Genomic DNA, 19,571 nt, shown 5'->3' with positions numbered 1-19,571 from the left:
CCGGCCGGGCACCTTTGTTTTTCTTTTTCGTCAATTGAGGGGGATTCATCCCGTGATGGGAAGATTCCGGCCGAGAGCCGGAACATCACGCGGCCGTACGGTCGTGACGGCGTCGCGGACGGTGTCCGCGGCGCTCGCGCTGGCGATCCTGGGCGGCATGACCGGCCAGGCCACCGCCGCCACGAACGCCCGCGCCGAGCAGACCTCGTACGCCAAGTCACTGGCGGCGCTGGACAAGCTGGCCGCGGCCCTGCCGAAGCCCGGCGCTGCGCCGGCTGCTGCTCCCAAGTCCGAGCTGGACAAGCTCAGTGCGGACCGGGACCGGCAGCTGGTGGAGGACTTCGCGGAGTTCGACGAGGAGGAGGAAGTCCGCGCGGCCGCCAAGGCGGCGCTGGAAAGCTCCGACCCCGGCGCGATCAAGGCGTTCCTGGAGCACGGCGAGGCCGAGGCGCGTCAGCGTGCCAAGGACAAGCGCGACGGCGTCGACACGGAGAACCGCAAGAAGATCGAGGCGATGCGGGGCACCGGCGGCCCGGTGTTCAACGCCGAGGTCGAGCGCGTCCTGAAGTCCGACGCGAAGGCGCGGGCGGACTTCCTGGCCTACGGCGCGGACATCGCCCGCGCGCAGGACAAGAAGAACGAGCAGAACGCCAAGGACCGCGCGGCCGAGCTGCGCAAGCGCGTCGAGATGCTGGCCAACTCGGGTGGCCCGGAGGTCAAGAAGGCCGCCACCGCGGCACTGGCCACCAACGACGACAAGGTCATCGAGGAGTTCCTGGAGAAGGGCTACCAGGTCGCGGCCCAGAAGGACGCCGACGACCGCGCCGCGACGGAGAAGGCCCTCAAGGACGCCCAGGAGGCCGCGGAGAAGCTGCGCCAGCTGGCCGAGAAGGCCGCCCGCGCGGCCGAGGCCCGCACCAAGCTCATCGCCGCCCACGGCACCGCGGTCAAGGCCCTCAAGGAGGCCTCCAACGCGATGACCTCGGCGGCCGCTCAGGCCCGCGAGGCCGACCGGATGCTCTCGGCCGACCGGGCCGGCAAGCGCCTGTCGTCCTACGACGGTGTCAAGGCCGAGGCCGCCCGTCAGGTCGAGATCGCCGCGGGCGCGGCGAAGGCCGCCCAGGTGGCCGCCGCCCAGGCCAAGGTCCAGGCCGACGTCCTGGTGGAAACGGGTCTGACGTACGGCACGCAGTGGTCGGACGTCGCCTCCGGCATCGCGGCTGCGGCCGACGCCGCCGTCCAGGCCGCGAAGACCGCGCAGAACGCGATCGACGCCACCGAGGCCGACGCCAAGGGCCTCAACGCCAAGAACCAGGCCGAACTGCACGAGCAGCAGGCCAAGCAGTGGCGCGCCAACGCCGAACAGCACGCCAAGACCGCCGCCAAGCTCGCCGAGGCCGCCGACAAGCAGGCCAAGATCGCCGCGGACGCCGCCACGCGCACCCGCGACGCGCGCATCGCCGCCGAAAAGGCCGAAGCGGAGGCGTGGGAGCACGCGAACAAGACCCGCGAAGCCCGCCTGGAGGCGGAGCGCCAGGCCAAGATAGCCGCCGACCAGCGCGCCATCGCCGAACGCGAACGCGACCTGGCCGCCGCGGCCCGCGCCCGCGCCGAGCAGGAGCGCGACAACGCCGCCGCGGCCCGCGCCCGCGCCGAGGCCGAGGCCCGGACCGCGGCCGCGCAGCGGGCGCAGGCCCTTTCCGCGGCTGCCACGGCAGCCGCGGCGCGTGCGGACGCAGCGGAGAAGGAAGGTATCGCCGCCAAGGCGGACGAAAGCGCCCGGGGCGAGGAGACCAAGGCTCGCGAAGCCCGCAACAAGGCACGCGCGGCGGAGAAGGAACACCAGGAGAAGGAGGCCCGCGCCAAGGCCGGCGAGGCGTTGGCCGCAGCCCTTCGGGGTGATGCCCAGGCCGGTGTCGCCAAGGCCGCGGCCGAGGATGCCAGGGCGGACGCCAATGCCGCCGGCAGCGCCGCGGGCGAGGCCCGTAGTGCCGCCGACGCGGCCAGTGGTGCGGCCGTCAGGGCACGTTCGGCAGCCACGGAGGCTGCAGGTGCAGCGGCCCGGGCGCGGGCAGCGGCCGCCGAGGCCACTGCGCATGCCGCGCGCGCCAATGCCGCAGCCAACAAGGCCGAAGCTGCCGCTGCCGCGGCAAACGCGGCGGCCAACCGTGCCGAGGCCGAGGCCGCCGCCACCCACGCCGCCGCCCTGCGGGCCAACGCCAAGGCCGCCGAGGCCACCGCGCAGGAGGCCCGCGCGGGCGTCGCCGCCCACGAGGCCGCGCGACTGGCGGGTCTGGCCGCGATGGAGGCCAAGAACGCCCTCCAGGCCGCCAACCGCACCAAGGACGAGGCCGAAGGCGCCACTCGCGAGGCGGCGATGGCCAAGGTCCAGGCCACCGTGGCCGTGCAGGCCGCCGCGGCCGCCCGCGGCACCGCCGCCGGCATCGCCGACCCGGCCAACACCGCCATCCAGCTGACCGCCCCCTTCGCCGGCACGGACGTCGACGCGGACTTCGCCGCCGCGGTCGCCACCGCCGCTCAGGAGACGGGCGACGAGCAGGTCGCCTCCGCCGAGGCCAAGGCCGCCGAAGCGGTCAAGGCCGCCGACGCCGCCGCAGCCGCGGCCAAGAGCGCGGGCGCCCAGGTCGCGCCGGCCTTCAAGGCCGCCGCCGAGGCCGCCCGCTCCTCCGCGGACGCCGCCCGCTCCATGGCCGCCGCCATGAAGTCGGCCGCCCAGGCCGCCGTCGACGGCGCCAAGGCACGGGCCGCTGCAGCACGCGCCAACCAGGCCGACGCCCAGGCCCAGGCCGACGCCGACCAGGCCCGCAAGGCCGCCAACCAGGCCTACGCCGACGCAGCTGCGGCACGTCAGGCCGCCAACGACGCGGAGGCCGAAGCCGCCCGCGCCCGCAGCGCCGCCGCCCAGGCCGACAACGAGGCCGCCGCGGCCGACAGCGCCGCCACCCGTGCCGAGAACGACGCCAGCGTCGCCCAGAGCGCCGCGACCCAGGCCGAGAAGGACGCCGCGGACGCCGGCAAGCTCGCCGATTCCGCCGAGAGCCACGCCAAGGCTGCGGAAGAGGCCGCCAAGAACGCGCACAAGTACGCCACCGAGGCGGACGAGGCGGCCAAGCGGGCCGAGGAATACCAGAAGAAGCTGGAGGACGACGCCCGCCGTGAGGCCGCCAAGGCGGGCAAGGAGCACGGCGAGAACCTGACGGACGAGGAACTGGAAGCCCTCGCCGACGCCGGCATGACGAAGGAGGAGTACGAAGAGGCCCAGAAGGCCTCGGACCAGGACCTCATCGACTACCTGATGGAGAACGGAGGAGAGCTCCTTGTCGAGCTCTTCCTCGAGGACATCAAGAAGTGCGTTGAGGACCCCGACATCCCGACCTGTCTCTGGGCGATCGTCCAGAACGTAGGCCCGGGCAAGGCCCTCAAGCTCGCCGAGAAGTTCCCGCGGATCGCCAAGGCGATTTCGGGCATCACCAAATTCCTGGACAAGGTCACCGAGGCCAAGGGGAAGCTGAAGAAGGCCCGGGAAATCCTCGAGAGCGTCTGGAAGAAGCTCGACTGCCCCCGCAAGCACAGCTTCCTGCCGGGAACGCAGGTCCTGCTGGCGGACGGAAGTCACCGGGCCATCGAGGACGTCCGCATCGGCGACCGGGTGATCGCCTCCGACCCCGGGAGCGGGCAGACCGAAGCCCGTCCGGTGACGAACCACTTCACCACTGAGGACGACAAGGACTTCGTCCGTCTCACGGTCGCCACCTCCCAGGGGCCCGCCGCCATCACGGCGACCGCCAACCACCCCTTCTGGGCGTCGGACCGCAAGCAGTGGGTGGATGCCGGGGACCTGCGCGCGGGCAACATCCTGCGCACCCCGTCGGGCTCCGGCCTGGCGGTGACCGCTGTCGTCAACTATCACAAGCGCCAGCGGACCCATGACCTCACGGTCGGCGAATTCCACACCTACTACGTGGGCGTCGGTGCAACGGATGCCCTGGTCCACAACTGCGGCGATCTGTCGGCCGCGGAACGCCGCTTCGGTGAGGACTTCGCCCACACGCTCAAGGACCATGTCCGCATCACCAACGACCAGATGAGGGCAAAGGCCGCCCGGGACGGAATCGCCACACGCTGGACGGACGCCGATACGGCGCAGAAGGCGGTCGACCACGTCCTTTCCGACCCGGACATCAAGGAGTTCATCAGCAAGCGGATGGCCAAGTGGACCGAGGGCAGTAAGCTGGAGCTTCCCTCCAGGTACTTCAAGGATTCCCCCTCGCTGGGCACGTACCTCAAGAGGGACGGTTCTTCCGGGGCCACGGGAAACAAGGTCACAGTCGTCCTGATGAGGGCCAAGAAGGACCCGGCGGGCAAGAAGGTCCCGGGCGGTTTCTACGTCTACACGGCTTATCCGGAGTAGGCGGGAACGAAAGTCCGTTCCGATAGACGAAAGGGAGACAGTTGGAATTCGATTTCGGGCTGACAGCGCTGGGTGAACAGTTCCACATGGACTGGCGGTACAGCGGGAACACGCCTCAGGACGTGGTACGCGGCTGGGCCGAGGTCTCCGGCGGCGACGAGGGAAGCCCGGAAGACGTCCGACTTCTCCACGAGGACATTCAGCTGTTGCTCGCCTCATCGCTGTCCGATGAGGAACTGCACGCCTTGTGGAGGGTGGCGGCGACGTATTATCCGGACTTCCCGGCGGACGGTGTGGAACCCCCGCGTGGACGTGCCTGGCTGCAGGACGTCGACCGCGAGATCCGGCCGTTCCTCCGGGAACCGGTGGACGCAGCCCCCGCCTCCCGGGGTACGAGCGCATCAGCGCAGTCGGCGGTCTGTGCACTCGCCGAACGCCTGACGCCGCAGCGAGAGCTTCCGCTGGAGCCCCTGCCCGCCCGGGCGGTGATTGCAGCAGTGCAGCGTTGCGCGACGGAGGTCGGCGCGGCCCTCGCCTTCCGCTTCCTCCTGCGCGCCTACGCCGCATACGACAGTCCTGTGGCCGCTGATTCCTGGCAAGCCTTCGAAGAGCTCAATCGTCATTTCGGATACGGCAAGTTCCTCCTCTTGACGATCGACTACCTCAAGGAGGGTTAGGCAAGAAATGCGCGATGCCCCGCCGGGATACTCCCGGCGGGGCATCGCGTGTTTTCACTCCATCTGCCGTCGCACCAGCTCCCGGAACGGCCCGCCCTCGTCCGCCAGCAGCTCCGCCGGCGTCCCCTCCTGCACCACCCGGCCCTCCGACATCACCAGCACCCGGTCCGCGTCCATCACCGTCGACAGGCGGTGGGCGACCACGACGCGCGTGGCCCGCAGCGCTCGCGTCGACTCGATGACGATGCGCTGCGCCTCGTTGTCCAGCGCGCTCGTCGCCTCGTCCAGGAAGAGCAGGCGCGGCTTGCGCACCAGGGCCTGGGCGATCATCAGGCGCTGGCGCTGGCCGCCCGAGATCGTGCCGCCGCCTTCCGAGAGCATCGTGTGCAGGCCCATGGGCATGGCCTTGATGTCCTCCGCCAGGCCCGCCAGGGCCGCGGCCTCCCAGGCCTCCTCCGGGGAGTACGTCTCGGCGCCGCCGATGCATTCCAGGATCGAGCCGGCGAAGGGCTGGGCGTTCTGCAGGACGACGCCGCACTGCCGGCGTACAGCGGAGCGGTCGAGGGCGGCCAGGTCCTGGCCGTCGTACAGGACAGTGCCCGAGGTCGGGGTGTCGAGGCCGATGAGCAGGCGCAGCAGGGTGGACTTGCCGCAGCCGCTCGCGCCGACGATCGCCACGAACTCCCCGGGGTGGATGCGCAGGCAGACGCCGTCGAGGACGAGCGGGCCCTCGTCCGCGTAGCGGAAGGACAGGTCGCGGGCCTCCAGGGCGCCGGTCAGTTCGCCCGGTGGGGCGTCGCCGGAGCGGGTTTCGGGGTGGGCCTGCAGGATGGGGCGCAGCTGTTCGTACATCGGCTGTACGGCCGCCGCCGACAGCAGGGCGCCCGTCAGCTGCGTGACCGAGGTCAGCAGCATCGTCACCGAGGTGCTGAAGGTGAGGAAGTCGCCGGCCGTGAGGCTCCCCCGGGCCGGGCCCGCGAGCAGGACGAACAGGACGAGGGTGCACAGGGGCAGGCAGACGGCGTTGAGCACGGTGACGGTGTTCTTCAGGCGGCCGATGCGCTGCTGCAGTTCCCTGGTGCGGGCGAATTCCTTGGCCCACGCCGCGTACGCGAAGCTCTCGGCCGCCGCGACGCGCAGTTTGGGCAGGCCGCGCAGGGTCTGGAACGCCTGGTTGTCGAGCTTGTGGCTCAGGGCGACCAGCCGGCGCTGGTGGCGCAGCTGCCACCAGCCCAGGCCGAGGAAGACGGCGGCGATCGCCAGCAGCATCGCGAGGGCCACGAGGGCGAGCGGCACGCTGTAGACGAGGAGCAGCACGAGGTTCACCGCGCCCACCGTGCCGGCTTGGAGGAGCACGGGGGCGATGCCGGAGACGGTGCGGCGGATGGCGCTGATGCCCATGGCGGCTCCGGCCAGTTCGCCGGTGGAGCGGCCGGCGAAGAAGGCGGCCGGGAGCCTGAGGAGCCTGTCCCACACGGCCGGTTGGAGCGCGGCTTCGACGCGGCCCTCCAGGCGCAGGACGCCGGTGTTCTGCAGGAGCATGAAGGCGGCCGAGACGACGGCCGCGGCCACCAGGGCCAGGCCGGTCTGCACGATGAGGCCGGTCTCGGCGCGCGGGACGTACACGCCGAGCACCTTGCCCGTCGCGACGGGGACCAGGGCGCCCAGGCCGACCGCGACGAGGACGCCGAGCGCGATGCCGCGCAGTTCGCGGCCGCTGCCGCGCAGGCCGAAGCGCAGCAGGGTGCGCAGGGTCACCCGGCCGTCGGGCAGGGGGCGGTAGAACATGACGGCGCGCGGCGCGTAGTGGTCGTGGTTGTGCCGGCCGATGCGCTCGCGGCTGCCGGTCGCCGGGTCGACGGCCTCGTAGCCGCCGCGGCGCCACAGCAGGGCGACGGGGGCCGCGTCGTCCTCCCGGTGGCCGACGAGGGGGCCGGTGTCCTCCTGCCACCAGGGGCCGGTGAGGCGCACGGTGCGGGTGCGGACGCGGGAGGCGAGGGCGATGCGGGCGACGGGGTCGTGACGGAGGGCCGCGCCGGGCGGTTCGGCCGCCTCGGCCGGCTCGGCCCGCTCGATGCCGTCCGCCTCGGCCACCAGGCGGCAGGCGGCGTAGGTCGCGTCGGCGCCGGCGGCGGCGCGGCGGCCCCGGCGGCCGGGGCCGCCGATCGAGGCCAGCAGGGTGCGGTCGGCGCCGGCGCGGGCCGCCTCGCCGGCCGCGATGCCGGCGGCCGCCCGGTCCTCGTGGGCCCGTTCGAGCTCCTCGATCCAGCGGTCGACGGCGTACAGGAGCCGGTGCTGCTGTTCGACCATGCCCTGCCACAGGGTGGGGTCGATCAGGAGCGTGCCGTCCGCGTACCCCTCGTACGCCGCGCCGTAGCGGACGCTGCCGGCGGGGACGTGCATGCCCAGGACGTCGTCGGGGGTCTGGCACAGCACGCGCAGACCGCGGCCCGCGCCGAGCGCGAAGGACTGTTCGAGGGGGCCGGGTTCGCCGGTGCCGTACCAGGACCATCCGTCCTGCTCGGTCCACTGCAGTTCGCGCAGGGCGATGCGGCGCAGGACGCAGTCGCGGCCGGGGCGTGCGACGAGGGTGTGCCGCGGCCCGGGGGCGGGGCCCAGCAGCAGGGAGCCCGGCGCCAGGCGGCCGAGGTGGTGCCAGGGGCCGGCCGCCTGCGCGTCCACGGCGAAGAGGTCCATCTCGCCGGCCGCGAGGAGCCACAGGACGTGCGGGCCCTCCAGGGCGAGGCTGCGCAGGCCGGTGCAGTCGACCGGGGTGCCGAGGGCGCCGAAGGCCGCGGCCACGGTGTCCTGGTGGTGGGCGGTCGCACCGGTCGTGGTCGGTGTCGTCATGCCGGCAGGGCTCCTTGACCGCCGATGAGCCGGGCGTACGCGCCCCGGGCCGCCAGCAGGTCCTCGTGGCGGCCGCGTTCGACGACGGTGCCCCTCTCCAGGACGACGATCTCGTCGCTGTCGCGGACGGTGCTCAGGCGGTGGGCGATGACGACGCAGGCGCAGCCGCGGCGGCGCAGGTTGTCGATGACGAGCCGTTCGGTGACCGCGTCCAGGGCGCTGGTGACCTCGTCCAGGACCAGCACGCTGGGGCGGCGCACCAGGGCGCGGGCGATCTCCAGGCGCTGGCGCTGGCCGCCGGAGAAGTTGCGGCCGTCCTGCTCGACGCGGCTGCGGATGCCGCCGGGGCGGCGGGCGACGACGTCGTACACGGCGGCGTCGGTGAGGGCGGCGACGACGGCCTCGTCGGTGACGGAGGGGTCCCACAGGGCGACGTTGTCGCGGACGGTGCCCTCGAAGAGGAAGACGTCCTGGTCGACGAAGGAGACGGAGGCGGCCAGCACGCCGCGCGGGATGTCCTCCAGGCGCATGCCGTCGATGCGGATGGTGCCCTCCCAGGGGGCGTGCAGGCCGGACAGGAGGCGGGAGACGGTGGACTTGCCGCTGCCGGAGCCGCCGACGAGCGCGACCTGCTGCCCGGGGCCGACGGCGAGGTGGAAGTCCTTGAGCAGGGGTGGGTCGAGGGGGCTGTGGCCGAAGGTGATGCCGTCCACCTCGACGTGGCCCGCGAGGCGGCGGGTGGCGCCGGCGGGTGCGGGGCGGGTGTGCAGGGGGTCGGCGGGGAAGTCCTCGACGTCCCTCAGGCGGGCGACGTCGGCGGCGAAGTCCTGGATGCGGCCGGCCACGCCGTTGAGGCGGGTCAGGGGTGCGGTGAAGCCGGTGATCAGGGCCTGGAAGGCGACGAGCAGGCCGATGGACAGGTGGCCCTCGACGGCGCGGACGCCGCCGGTCGCCAGGATCAGCGCGCTGTCGACGGCGGCCAGCGCGGGCGCGGTGACCGCGAGCCGGGCGGCGGGCACGCCGAGGCGCTGCTGGACGTCGAGGGTGACCGCGTGCCGGCCGGCCCAGCGGCGGAAGAAGCCGTCCTCCGCGCCGGTGGCCTTCATGGTCTCGATGAGCTGCAGGCCGCTGTAGGAGAGGTTGGTGAGCCGGGCGTTCTCGGCGCGCAGCTTCTGCGCGCCGGTGGCCCGTACGCGCACGGTGATGCGCAGGGCGACGACGTTGAGCAGGGCGATCAGGACGCCGAGGACGGTCAGTTGCGCGTCGTAGGTCCACAGCAGCACCGCGTACAGGACGACGACCACGGCGTCCACCGCCGCGGCGGCCAGGTCCCGGGCGAGGGTCTCGGCGACCGCGTCGTTGGAGCGCAGGCGCTGGACGAGGTCGGCAGGGTTGCGCTGGGCGAAGAAGGCGACGGGGAGCCGGAGCAGGTGGCGCAGGAAGCGGGCGCTGCCGAGGGTGGAGGAGATGATGCGCCCGCGCAGCAGGTTGGCCTGCTGCAGGGCGGTGAGGGTCGCGGTGAGCGCCAGGGCGACGGCCATCGCCGTGAGCAGGACGGCGAGGGAGGAGGTCCGCCCGCCGATGAGGAACTCGTCGATGTACGTGCGGCTGAGCGCGGGCACCGCGGCGCCGGTGACCACCAGCAGCAGGCTGGCGAGCAGGGCGGCGAGCATGGTGCCCGACATGCCGCGCAGCCTGCCGCGCAGGGAGGTGGCGGGGCCGGGGCGGCGGCCGGAGCGGCGGAAGCCGGGGCCGGGCTCGAAGGTGAGGACGACGCCGGTGAAGCTGGTGTCGAACTCCTCCATGGGCACGCATCTGCGGCCGCTCGCGGGGTCGTTGACGTGGATGCCGCGGCGGCCGGGTCGGCGGGCCGTGCCGTCGTAGACGACGTAGTGGTTGAACTCCCAGAACAGCACGGCCGGCGGGCGGACCTCGGCGAGCGCGGCCAGGTCCATCTGCATGCCCTTGGCCTGGAGGCCGTAGCTGCGGGCGGCCTTGAGGAGGTTGCTGGCGCGCGAGCCGTCGCGGGAGACGCCGCAGGCGATGCGCAGTTCCTCCAGGGGCACGTGGCGGCCGTAGTGGCCGAGGACCATGGCCAGCGCGGCGGCGCCGCACTCGACGGCCTCCATCTGCAGCACGGTGGGGGTGCGCACGGCCCGCGGCGGGCGGCCGGCGGGGCGGGTGCGGCGGCGGGCGCGGTGCGTGGTGGTGCTCATGGCAGGAGCCAGTCGACGGGCCGGCGGTCGGCGAGGTGGACGGCGGCGGTGACGGCGGTGGTGGTGCGCGGGGCCTCGGGGGGTCCGCCGGCGCGGGACCAGCGGTAGCCGGAGGGGGTGGCCGCGCGGTCGAGGCGCACGACGACGGCGACCGGGTCGCCCTGGCGGGCGAACTGTGCGGCCAGGCGGGTGTCGCCGAGGAAGCCGGTGATCTGTTCGGGCGTCAGGGGGGCGCGGCCGACCTGGGCGACGTGGCCGCGCAGGACGCCGTACTGCGCGGCCGCGGTGGGCACGGTGAGGTCCACGGGGGCGCCCGCGGCGATGCCGGCGCTGTCCGCGCCCGGCACGTACAGGACGGCCACCGGTGCCTCGGCGGGGTCGGTCACCTTCTCCACGGTCGCCACGTCCGCGCCGGTGGTCAGGACCGATCCGATCCGGGTGCGCAGGGTCGCCACCCGGCCGGCGGCCACGGCGCGCACCGTCTTCTCGCCCCGGTCGGTGGTGACGGTGAGCAGGGGCGCGCCCGGGGCCAGCTGCTGGCCCTCGCGGACGAGGACGGCGGTGACCTGTCCGGCGTAGGGGCTCTGCAGCAGGTAGCTGCCCTCGGCGTGGGTCAGGACACCGCTCGCGCCGAGCGTGGCCGGAACCGATCCGGTGAGCGCCCAGCAGCAGCCGGCGGCCAGGACGGCGAGGGTGACGGCGAGCACGAGCCGGCCCTGCGGCCTGGCGAAACGCACGGGCAGATCGAGTTCTTCGGGCGATTGCAGCTTGGAAAGCGCCTTTTGGCGGAACTGCACGGATGGGTCCTTCAACTGCATTCGTGACGCGGCGGCAAAAGGAACGGCAACGGCAGTGAACCCCGGAACGGGGAGAGTTCCGGGGTTCATTTGCAAGCCGTCGATCAGAGGCCGGCAATACCGACGTGGACGCCGGCGATGCCCTCGACCTGGCCGGGCAGGGCGGTGGCGGCGTGGACGGTGTGCAGGCCGGTCACGGTGCCCAGGACGTTGTCGACGTCGCCGGTCACGGCGCCGAGGAGGCCACCGGAGATGCCGATGCCGCCGGCCACGGCGTCCAGCTCGGCGTCGGCGATCTCGCGGGTCTCGAGGTTGTCACGCATGGGTGCGCACCTTTCTTTCGTGTTTTCCCGGGGGAATTCGGGCAGGAATCGGGCAGGCTCGGCCAAAGGCCGGCCATTCCAGCAGCGGCCCGGTCGGATCGACCACCGTTCGAAGAGCCGCTGCGGTGCGCAGATGTAAGCACGTGAACCGGTGGCAGTTCCAACCGCGTTGCCCTCCGCTCCCGCATGCACGGGCCATTCAAATGGCGCACTTTCCTGTTCCTTTACTGGATCATCACAACTTCTCCACAGGATCGAGTAACAGATCCGGGCCCCCCGTCCCGCTCGGGGAACACATCCGGACACACGATCATCAAGCGCGTGCGGCAAACCCGGCATTTCGCGGGACGGCCGTGTGGTGACGGACACACGGCTCACGCCGTGTGAAGATTCATTGAAGTGACGATGCGTGACCGGTCCACCACGGGCATCGCACGTGTGGGCCGCGCCCGGCCGGGCAGGAGCCACCGCGTCCCGGCCCCGACCACAGCAGGTGAAGGATTTGAGCGCCGATCGCAGAAGATTCCCGAAGCGGCAGTCCGCGCCCGGGCGCACCCCGCAGCGCGGCGGCACTTCGGCCACCGACCGGATGCTCAGAATCGTGCTGCGGCGCGGCAAGCAGCCGCTGACCATCGAGGACGTCACCGTCACCGACCGCCCCGAGGTGCACCGCGCCGTCTCGGCCGCGGCGCTCGGGAACATGATGGAGTGGTTCGACTTCGGCGTGTACGCCTACATGGCGGCCACGCTCGGCAAGGTCTTCTTCCCCGCCACGTCCCCCGGCGCCCAGGTCGTCTCCGCCTTCGCCACCTTCGCCGCGGCCTTCGTCGTGCGCCCGCTCGGCGGCCTGGTCTTCGGCCCGCTGGGCGACCGCATCGGGCGGCAGCGGGTGCTCGCGGCCACCATGATCATGATGGCGGTCAGCACCTTCGCGGTCGGCCTGCTGCCCGCGTACGCCACGGCCGGCTTCGCCGCCCCCGTCCTGCTGCTCCTGTGCCGCCTGGTGCAGGGCTTCTCCACCGGCGGCGAGTACGCGGGCGCCACCACGTACATCGCCGAGTACGCACCGGACAAGCGGCGCGGCTTCCTCGGCAGCTGGCTCGACTTCGGCACCTTCATCGGCTACGCCCTCGGCTCGGGCCTGGTGACCCTGCTCACCGCGGCCCTGGGCACCGACGGCATGACCGACTGGGGCTGGCGGCTGCCCTTCCTGGTGGCGGGCCCGCTCGGGCTGATCGGGCTCTACATGCGCATGCGTCTGGAGGAGACGCCCGCCTTCCGCGCGGAGGCCGAGAGCGAGGCCGAGGTGGCCAGCGCCGAGCAGGCCCGGCAGTCCGGGCACGGCCGACTGAAGGAGATCTTCACCGGGCACTGGCACGCGGTGCTCATCTGCATGGGCCTGGTGGTGGTCTACAACGTCACCAACTACGTGGTGACGTCCTACCTGCCGACGTTCATGACCGAGACGCTTCGTCAGAACCCCACCACCGCGCAGCTGCTCGTCCTGGCCACGATGATCCTGGTGGCGCTGACCATCACCACCGTCGGCCGGCGCTCGGACACCTGGGGGCGCCGCCCGCTGTTCATGGCGGGCAGCGCCGCCCTGGTCGCCCTGGCCGTCCCGGCGGTGCTGCTCATCCGGGCCGGCGGCGTGCTGCTGCCGGCGCTCGGCTGCTTCATGCTCGGGCTGCTGCTGGTGGTCTTCGCCGGCACCTCGGCGGCGACGCTGCCGGCGCTCTTCCCCACCCGGATGCGCTACGGGGCGCTGTCGGTGTCGTACAACATCTCCGTCTCGCTGTTCGGCGGCACCACGCCGCTGGTCGTCTCGGCGCTGCTGGAGAGCACGCACAACGAGATGATCCCGGCCTACTACCTGATGGGCGCGGGCGTCATCGGCTTCTTCTCGGCGTTCTTCCTGCACGAGACGGCGGGCAAGCCGCTGCGCGGCTCCGGCCCGATGGTCGAGTCGCCGGAGCAGGCGCGGCGGCTGGTCGCCCGCAGCCGGGCCGAGGCCGGCCGCCGGGCCCGGGACATGTGGATGCACCTGCGCCACCCCGGGCACCGGCACGACGAGGAGTCCTGACGGCGGGCCGGCGGCCCGCCGCCACCGGCCTCAGACGTTGGTGAACGCCAGCTTGGCGCCCAGCGCCACGAAGGCGCCGGCGAAGGTGCGGCGCATCCACATCATCACGTGGGGCCGCGAGATGACGTGGTCGCGGACGGAGGCGGCCAGCAGGCCGTAGCCGACGAAGACCACGAACGTCATCAGCATGAAGACGGCGCTCAGCTCCAGCATGCGCGGCACCGGGTCGGCCTCGTCGGTGCTGACGAACTGCGGCAGGAAGGCCAGGAAGAAGATGGTCAGCTTGGGGTTGAGGATGTTCAGCAGGATGCCGGTCAGGGTCACCCGTGCGGCCGAGGGCGGCTCGCCCTGCTGCTCGTCGACGCTCAGGGTTCCGCGGTCGCGCCAGGTGTTCCACGCGACGTACAACAGATAGGCGACGCCGAGGTACTTGAAGGTCTGGAAGGCGAGGGCGCTGGTGTGCATGAGCGCCGCCAGGCCCATGATGGTGGCGGCCATGTGGGGGACGATTCCCAGGGTGCACCCGAAGGCGGCCACGATGCTCGGCCGGAAGCCGCGCGAGAGTCCGGTGGCGAGGGTGTACAGGACGCCGGTGCCGGGCGAGACGGTCACGATTAAGGACGTGACCAGGAATTCGATGCCCACGGGCGGTGCTCCTTAGCGACGGAGGCGGGATCGGATCGTACGAAAGACGTTTTACTCGATCGCCGCGTCGCGTTCGGGCGTTTCGCGCGTCAGGATCGCACGGGTGGCCGCCTCGATGTCCGGTTTCCGCATGAGGGACTCGCCGATGAGGAAGGCGTTGATGCCCACCCGGGCGAGCCGGGCGAGGTCGGCGGGGCCGGTCAGGCCGCTCTCCCCGACGACGACCCGCTCGGCCGGCACCCTCGGGGCCAGCCGCTCGCTGGTGGCCAGGGTCGTCTCGAAGGTGTGGTGGTCGCGGTTGTTGATGCCGAGAAGGCGGGAGCGCAGGCGCAGGGCCCGCTCCAGCTCGCCCTCGTCGTGAACCTCGACCAGCACGTCCATGCCGAGGCCGAGGGCGGTGTCCTCCAGGTCCTTGGCGGTGGCGTCGTCGACCGCGGCCATGATGATCAGTACGGCGTCGGCGCCCCAGGCCCGGGCCTCGATCACCTGGTAGGGGTCGTAGAGGAAGTCCTTGCGCAGCACCGGCAGGGCGGTGGCCTCGCGGGCCGCCGTCAGGTGCCCGGGGGCGCCCTCGAACGAGCGCGCGTCGGTGAGCACCGACAGGCAGGTGGCGCCGCCGGCTGCGTAGGCGCGGGCGATGGCGGGCGGGTCGAAGTCGGCGCGGATGAGGCCCTTGGAGGGGCTGGACTTCTTGATCTCGGCGAGGACGGCGTACGCGCCGCTCGCCGTGCGGGCCTCGATCGCGGCGAGGAAGCCGCGCGGCGGCGGGGCCGCGGCGGCCTCGCGGGCGAGGACGGCCGGCGGGCGCTCGCGCTTGGCCGCCGCGATCTCCTCGCGCTTGTAGGCCTCTATGCGGGGCAGGAAGTCGGACAAGACACGCTCCTCGCAGGACGGTTGCGGTGGGGCAGGTCAGGCGTTCGAGGCGGCCACCAGCAGGTCCAGGCGGCGGAGGGCCTCGCCGGAGTCCACGGACTGCGCGGCCAGCGCCACGCCCTCCTTGAGGTCCGCGGCCCGGCCGGCCACCACGAGGCCCGCGGCCGCGTTGAACAGCGCCACGTCGCGGTACGGGCCCGGCTCGCCGCGCAGCACGGCGCGCAGCGCATCGGCGTTGGCCCGCGCGTCGCCGCCCTTGAGGTGCTCGGGTGCGACGCGGGGCAGGCCCACGTCCTCCGGGGCGACCTCGAAGGTGCGGACCGTACCGTTCTCGAGCGAGGCGATCGTGGTGGGGCCGGCGGTGGTGATCTCGTCCAGGCCGTCGGAGCCGTGGACGACCAGGGCCCGCTCCGAGCCGAGTTCGCCGAGCACCCGGGCCAGCGGCTCGGTCCATTCGCGGGCGAAGACGCCGACGACCTGCCGGCGCACCCCGGCCGGATTGGTCAGCGGGCCCATCAGGTTGAAGACGGTGCGGGTGGCGAGCTCGATGCGGGTGGGGTGCACGTGGCGGGAGGCCGGGTGGTGGTCGGGGGCGAACATGAAGCCGATGCCGGCCTCGGCCAGGCACCGTTCGATGGCGGCGGGCGGCAGCTGGATCCGTACGCCGAGGGCGGCCAGGACGTCGGCGGCGCCGCTGCGCGAGGACAGCGCCCGGTTGCCCTGCTTGGCGACGGGCACGCCGGCGCCGGCGACGACGAAGGCGGCGCAGGTGGTGATGTTGTACGAGCCGGAGGCGTCGCCGCCGGTGCCGAGCAGGTCCATCGCGCCGGGCGGGGCGGCCACGGGGAGCATCCGCGCGCGCATGGCCGTGACGGCGCCGGTGATCTCCTCGACGGTCTCGCCGCGCAGCCGCATGGCCATCAGCAGCGCGCCCATCTGGGAGGGGGTGGCCCGGCCGGCCATCATCATCTCGAAGGCGTGGGCGGCCTGGTGGCGGGTGAGCGCCGCCCCGGTCGCCACGGTGCGGACCACGTCCTTGAAGTCGGTGAACGCGGAAGCTCCGGTCATGGGCTTGGTCTCCTTCAGCGCGTGGCCCGCGGGTCGGCACCGAGCAGGGGCAGGGGCCGCTCCGGGCGGAGCTCGACGTTCTCGCGCCGGTAGGGCGTCTCGTCGGTCAGGGCCGTGTCGAGGGTGCGGGCGAACAGGTGGCCGCTGTGCACGGCGGCCGCGATGATGCCCGGCCCCAGGCAGTCACCGACCCGTACGACGCGGCGGATGCCCGCGGCCGCCAGCGCCTGCTCGCCGTGGGCGCGCAGGTCCCGGTAGAGGTCGTCGCGCGGCACCATGCCGGTGACCAGGACGACGGCGTCCGCGGCGACGGTCCGCTCGCGGCCGGTGTAGGTGCAGGCGAGCACGGCGGCCTCCGGTTCCAGGCGGACGAGGGCCGTCGTCGGCAGCACGTCGGCGCACACCTCCATCACCCGCCGCTGCACGCGCTTGTGTTCGGCCGTGAACTGGGTGAAGGCCGACACCAGCGGCTCGGGGGTGACGAAGGTGACCTCGCAGCCGTGCGCGGCCAGCCGCTCGGCGAGGACCCCGCCCATGTAGTAGTGGTCGTCGTCGAAGACCACGACCCGGCCGGCGGGCAGGCACCCGGCCATGATGTCGTCCGGGGTCAGGACGGGCACGGCGCCCAGGCCCGACAGGGGCTCGCTGTGGACGCGCCCCATGCCGTCGGCGCGCCAGGCGGCGCCGGTGGCCACGGCGACGAGCGAGAAACCGGCGTCGAGCACCATGTCCGCGGTGATCTCGTTGTCCTGCGCTATCTGGACGTTGCGCATCCGGCGCAGCTGCGTCAGGCGCCAGTCGCGCACCCGGGCCCACTCCCCCAGGCCGGGCAGCCGGCTCTCCAGGGTGACCCGGCCGCCGAGTTCGCGGGTGCGCTCGGCCAGCAGCACCTCGTACCCCCGCTGGCCCAGCGCGCGGGCGGCCTCCAGGCCCGCGGGGCCCGCGCCGACGACGAGGACGGTGTCGTCGGTGTCCTTGGGCGGGATGTACTCGGGATGCCAGCCGCGCCGCCACTCCTCGCCCATGGTGGGGTTCTGGGTGCATCGCATGGGCACCCCCGCCTTGTCCCCGGCGACGCAGATGTTGCAGCCGATGCACTCGCGCAGGTCGTCGAAGCGGCCTTCCTCGATCTTGCGGGGCAGGAAGGGGTCGGCGATGGAGGGGCGGGCGGCGCCGATGAGGTCGAGGGTGCCGCCGTGCACCATGGCGGCCATGGTGTCGGGCGAGGTGAAGCGCCCGACGCCGACCACCGGCTTGGTCGTGACGCTCTTGACGAACTTCACGTACGCGGCCTGGAAGCCCTCGGCGGCGAAGCGGGAGGTCTGCCCGTCGTTGTCGAAGTTGCTGAGGTTGACGTCCCACAGGTCGGGCAGGTCGGCGAGCATCTCGACGACCTCGCGCCCCTCGTCCTCGGCACCGATGCCGCGCGGGCCCATCAGCTCGTCGACGCCGAAGCGGACGGCGACGGCGCAGGTGTCGCCGACGGCCTCCTTGGCGTCCTCGATCAGCTCGCGCAGGAAGCGGGCGCGGTTGGCCAGGCTGCCGCCGTACTCGTCGGTGCGGTGGTTGTGGCGGCGGGAGAGGAAGTGGACGGGCAGCGACATGTCGTGGCCGGCGTAGACGTAGATGATGTCGAAGCCGGCGCGCCGGGCGTTGAGGGCGGCGGTGCGGTGCCAGCGCCGGGCGGCCCGGATGTCGTCCTTGTCCATGGCCCGGGCGGTGACGGGCGCGATCCCGCGGGTGGGCCGCAGGCTCGGTGCGATGGGGACGGTGCGGCTTTCGAGGTTGGCGACGTGGAAGCCGTTGTGCGCGAGCTCGATGCCGGCCAGGGCGCCGTGGCGGTGGATCGCCTCGGCGGCCCGGGCGAGGTGGGGGATGTCCTGCTCGTCCCACAGGCGCAGCTCGCGCAGGTGGTTGCCGGAGTGGTGGACGTCGCACTGCTCGGTGACGACCACCCCCCAGCCGCCCTCGGCCTTCACCCCGCGCATGGCGGCCATGGAGCTGGGGAAGGCGCGGCCCATGCCGTTGCAGTGCGGCACCTGGAAGAAGCGGTTCTTCGCGGTGACCGGGCCGATCCGCACCGGCTCGAAGAGGATGTCGTAGCGCGCGGGCCTGCTCATGCGGCCGTCCACGGCGGCCGCGCACCGAATATCGCGCTGCCCACGCGCACATGGGTGGCCCCGTGCTCGACGGCACTGGCGTAGTCGTTGCTCATGCCCATCGACAGCAGGGGCAGCCCGTTGCGGGCCGCGATGGCGGCGAGCAGGGCGAAGTGCGGCTCCGGCGGCTCACCGGCCGGCGGGATGCACATCAGGCCGCGCACGTCGAGGCCGTAGGTCTCCTTGCAGGCGGCGACGAAGGCGTCCGCGGCGTCGGGCAGGACGCCGGCCTTCTGCGGCTCGGCACCGGTGTTGACCTGGACGAAGAACTGGGGCATGCGGCCTTGGCGGGCGCATTCGCGGGCGAGGGCCTGGCACAGGCTCGCGCGGTCCAGGGAGTGGACGACGTCGAACAGGGCCACCGCCTCGCGCGCCTTGTTGCTCTGCAGGGGCCCGATCAGGTGCAGTTCGATCTCCGGACATCGCTCGCGCAGAGGTGGCCATTTGGCGCGGGCCTCCTGGACGCGGTTCTCGCCGTACACCAGGTGCCCGGCCTCGATCGTGCGCGCGAGGACGTCGGGCGGCACGGTCTTGGAGGCGGCCACGAGGGTGACCGATCCCGCCTCCCGCCCGGCGCGGGCGCACGCGCTGTCCACTGCCTGCCGCACGGCCGCGAGGCCGGCCACGGGATCGGTGCGCGGGGTCTCCTCGGTGGTGGTCACGGCCTCTCCTCGCTGGTGGATTCCTCGCCGGGGAATGCGGAGAAGAACTCCAGCCGGCGCTCGGTCGGCCGGACGAGCTTGGCGGCACCGACGCGCACGCGGCATTCGCCCAGGACGGTGGTGATCTCCTGCTGGAGGGCGGTCAGGTCGGCTTCGGCGCTCGGGTGCAGGGCCTCGGCGACGATCAGGGCGCGCTCGGTGTGCGGGCCGACCACCGAGCGGGCGCTCTGCCGGAACGTCCAGCGCCGGGAGTGGGCGTACCCGGCGGCGTCGGTGAAGACGACCTCGCCGGGCGCGGGGTGCTCGCTGTCGCCCTGGAAGGTGGTGTACTCCTCGGTGCCCTCGGCGGGGCGGACGGTGATGCCGCCGGCGACGCGGTCGCAGTCGAAGACGGCGACGGGCACGGCGAAGGCCATGGAGACGGTGTTGAGGTAGTCGACGAGCGGGTGGAAGGCCGGCAGCGAGCGCTCCTTGCGGTAGCGGCGCAGCAGGGCCTCGGAGGCGCAGCGGTACTGGGTGGGCTTCAGGCCCATGGCGGAGAACGCCTCGCGCCAGGCGGAGATCTCCGGCATGGCGGATTCGCCGCCGGCGGCGAGGCGTTCCTCGACGCGCGGCAGGAGCTTGTCCTGGTAGGCGCGGGTGGCGGTGATGCCGAGGACGCCGTCGACGGCGATCACGGCGGCGCGCAGGCCCGGGTGGGCCTCCCAGACGGCATCGGCGTGCGTGAAGTACATGCGTGCTGTCCCTGAAGTGTGTGCCGGGTACGGGATCGTGCGGTGGTACGGG

Annotated in this window: 13 protein-coding genes; 3 read left to right on the top strand and 10 right to left on the bottom strand. The window is 72.9% G+C overall.

The window, feature by feature from the left end:
- The first annotated feature begins 103 nt into the window (after positions 1–103).
- On the top strand, positions 104–4,432 hold the full coding sequence (locus tag ABD361_RS21700) for a polymorphic toxin-type HINT domain-containing protein (protein ID WP_344437128.1): 4,329 nt from the start codon (positions 104–106) through the stop codon (positions 4,430–4,432).
- A gap of 41 nt (positions 4,433–4,473) precedes the next feature.
- On the top strand, positions 4,474–5,109 hold the full coding sequence (locus ABD361_RS21695; RefSeq protein ID WP_344437126.1) for a contact-dependent growth inhibition system immunity protein: 636 nt from the start codon (positions 4,474–4,476) through the stop codon (positions 5,107–5,109).
- Positions 5,110–5,163: 54 nt separating this feature from the next.
- On the opposite strand, the gene ABD361_RS21690 is transcribed toward ABD361_RS21695, so the two are convergent.
- The 4 genes from ABD361_RS21690 to ABD361_RS21675 form a co-directional block, all read right to left on the bottom strand.
- Positions 5,164–7,959, bottom strand: coding sequence for an NHLP bacteriocin export ABC transporter permease/ATPase subunit (locus ABD361_RS21690; protein ID WP_344437125.1), 2,796 nt, complete (start codon positions 7,957–7,959; stop codon positions 5,164–5,166).
- On the bottom strand, positions 7,956–10,175 hold the full coding sequence (locus tag ABD361_RS21685) for an NHLP family bacteriocin export ABC transporter peptidase/permease/ATPase subunit (RefSeq protein WP_425583283.1): 2,220 nt from the start codon (positions 10,173–10,175) through the stop codon (positions 7,956–7,958). Before ABD361_RS21685 ends, ABD361_RS21690 begins: the two co-directional genes overlap by 4 nt.
- Entirely contained in the window at positions 10,172–10,972 is an 801-nt protein-coding gene (locus ABD361_RS21680) for a biotin/lipoyl-containing protein (RefSeq protein ID WP_344437124.1), read from the bottom strand. Before ABD361_RS21680 ends, ABD361_RS21685 begins: the two co-directional genes overlap by 4 nt.
- Positions 10,973–11,076: 104 nt before the next feature.
- Entirely contained in the window at positions 11,077–11,295 is a 219-nt protein-coding gene (locus tag ABD361_RS21675; protein ID WP_344437123.1) for a hypothetical protein, read from the bottom strand.
- A gap of 589 nt (positions 11,296–11,884) precedes the next feature.
- On the opposite strand from ABD361_RS21675, the gene proP reads away from it, so the two are divergent.
- Positions 11,885–13,378, top strand: a complete 1,494-nt coding sequence (gene proP, locus ABD361_RS21670; RefSeq protein ID WP_344437230.1) for a glycine betaine/L-proline transporter ProP — start codon at positions 11,885–11,887, stop codon at positions 13,376–13,378.
- A gap of 30 nt (positions 13,379–13,408) precedes the next feature.
- Here the strand turns inward: proP and ABD361_RS21665 are convergent, their stop codons facing one another.
- From ABD361_RS21665 to ABD361_RS21640, 6 genes are read right to left on the bottom strand one after another with little or no spacing between them, the layout of a single operon-like run.
- Complete coding sequence (locus ABD361_RS21665) at positions 13,409–14,023, bottom strand: LysE family translocator (RefSeq protein ID WP_344437121.1); 615 nt, start codon at positions 14,021–14,023, stop codon at positions 13,409–13,411.
- Positions 14,024–14,074: 51 nt separating this feature from the next.
- Positions 14,075–14,896, bottom strand: coding sequence for an indole-3-glycerol phosphate synthase TrpC (trpC, locus tag ABD361_RS21660; RefSeq protein WP_344437120.1), 822 nt, complete (start codon positions 14,894–14,896; stop codon positions 14,075–14,077).
- 36 nt (positions 14,897–14,932) lie between these two features.
- Positions 14,933–15,964, bottom strand: coding sequence for an anthranilate phosphoribosyltransferase (gene trpD, locus ABD361_RS21655; RefSeq protein ID WP_344437118.1), 1,032 nt, complete (start codon positions 15,962–15,964; stop codon positions 14,933–14,935).
- 14 nt (positions 15,965–15,978) lie between these two features.
- Positions 15,979–18,084, bottom strand: a complete 2,106-nt coding sequence (locus tag ABD361_RS21650; protein ID WP_344437117.1) for an oxidoreductase — start codon at positions 18,082–18,084, stop codon at positions 15,979–15,981.
- Positions 18,081–18,785 (bottom strand): YggS family pyridoxal phosphate-dependent enzyme, encoded by a 705-nt coding sequence (locus ABD361_RS21645; protein WP_344437116.1) that lies wholly within the window; start codon positions 18,783–18,785, stop codon positions 18,081–18,083. Before ABD361_RS21645 ends, ABD361_RS21650 begins: the two co-directional genes overlap by 4 nt.
- Positions 18,782–19,519: a B3/B4 domain-containing protein gene (locus ABD361_RS21640; RefSeq protein WP_344437115.1), complete on the bottom strand. Its 738-nt coding sequence runs from the start codon at positions 19,517–19,519 to the stop codon at positions 18,782–18,784. Before ABD361_RS21640 ends, ABD361_RS21645 begins: the two co-directional genes overlap by 4 nt.
- Positions 19,520–19,571 lie beyond the last annotated feature (52 nt).

It is taken from the genome of Streptomyces luteosporeus, assembly GCF_039532865.1.
Taxonomy (GTDB): Bacteria; Actinomycetota; Actinomycetes; order Streptomycetales; family Streptomycetaceae; genus Streptomyces; species Streptomyces luteosporeus.
This window is presented reverse-complemented; position numbering and strand designations above follow the sequence as displayed.

Excerpts from the sequence above, each read along its gene's own strand:
- proP (WP_344437230.1), top strand. The coding sequence starts at position 11,885 with ATGCTCAGAATCGTGCTGCGGCGCGGCAAGCAGCCGCTGACCATCGAG.
- ABD361_RS21675 (WP_344437123.1), bottom strand. The coding sequence starts at position 11,295 with ATGCGTGACAACCTCGAGACCCGCGAGATCGCCGACGCCGAGCTGGAC.
- ABD361_RS21690 (WP_344437125.1), bottom strand. The coding sequence starts at position 7,959 with ATGACGACACCGACCACGACCGGTGCGACCGCCCACCACCAGGACACC.
- ABD361_RS21685 (WP_425583283.1), bottom strand. The coding sequence starts at position 10,175 with ATGAGCACCACCACGCACCGCGCCCGCCGCCGCACCCGCCCCGCCGGC.
- ABD361_RS21640 (WP_344437115.1), bottom strand. The coding sequence starts at position 19,519 with ATGTACTTCACGCACGCCGATGCCGTCTGGGAGGCCCACCCGGGCCTG.
- ABD361_RS21650 (WP_344437117.1), bottom strand. The coding sequence starts at position 18,084 with ATGAGCAGGCCCGCGCGCTACGACATCCTCTTCGAGCCGGTGCGGATC.
- trpD (WP_344437118.1), bottom strand. The coding sequence starts at position 15,964 with ATGACCGGAGCTTCCGCGTTCACCGACTTCAAGGACGTGGTCCGCACC.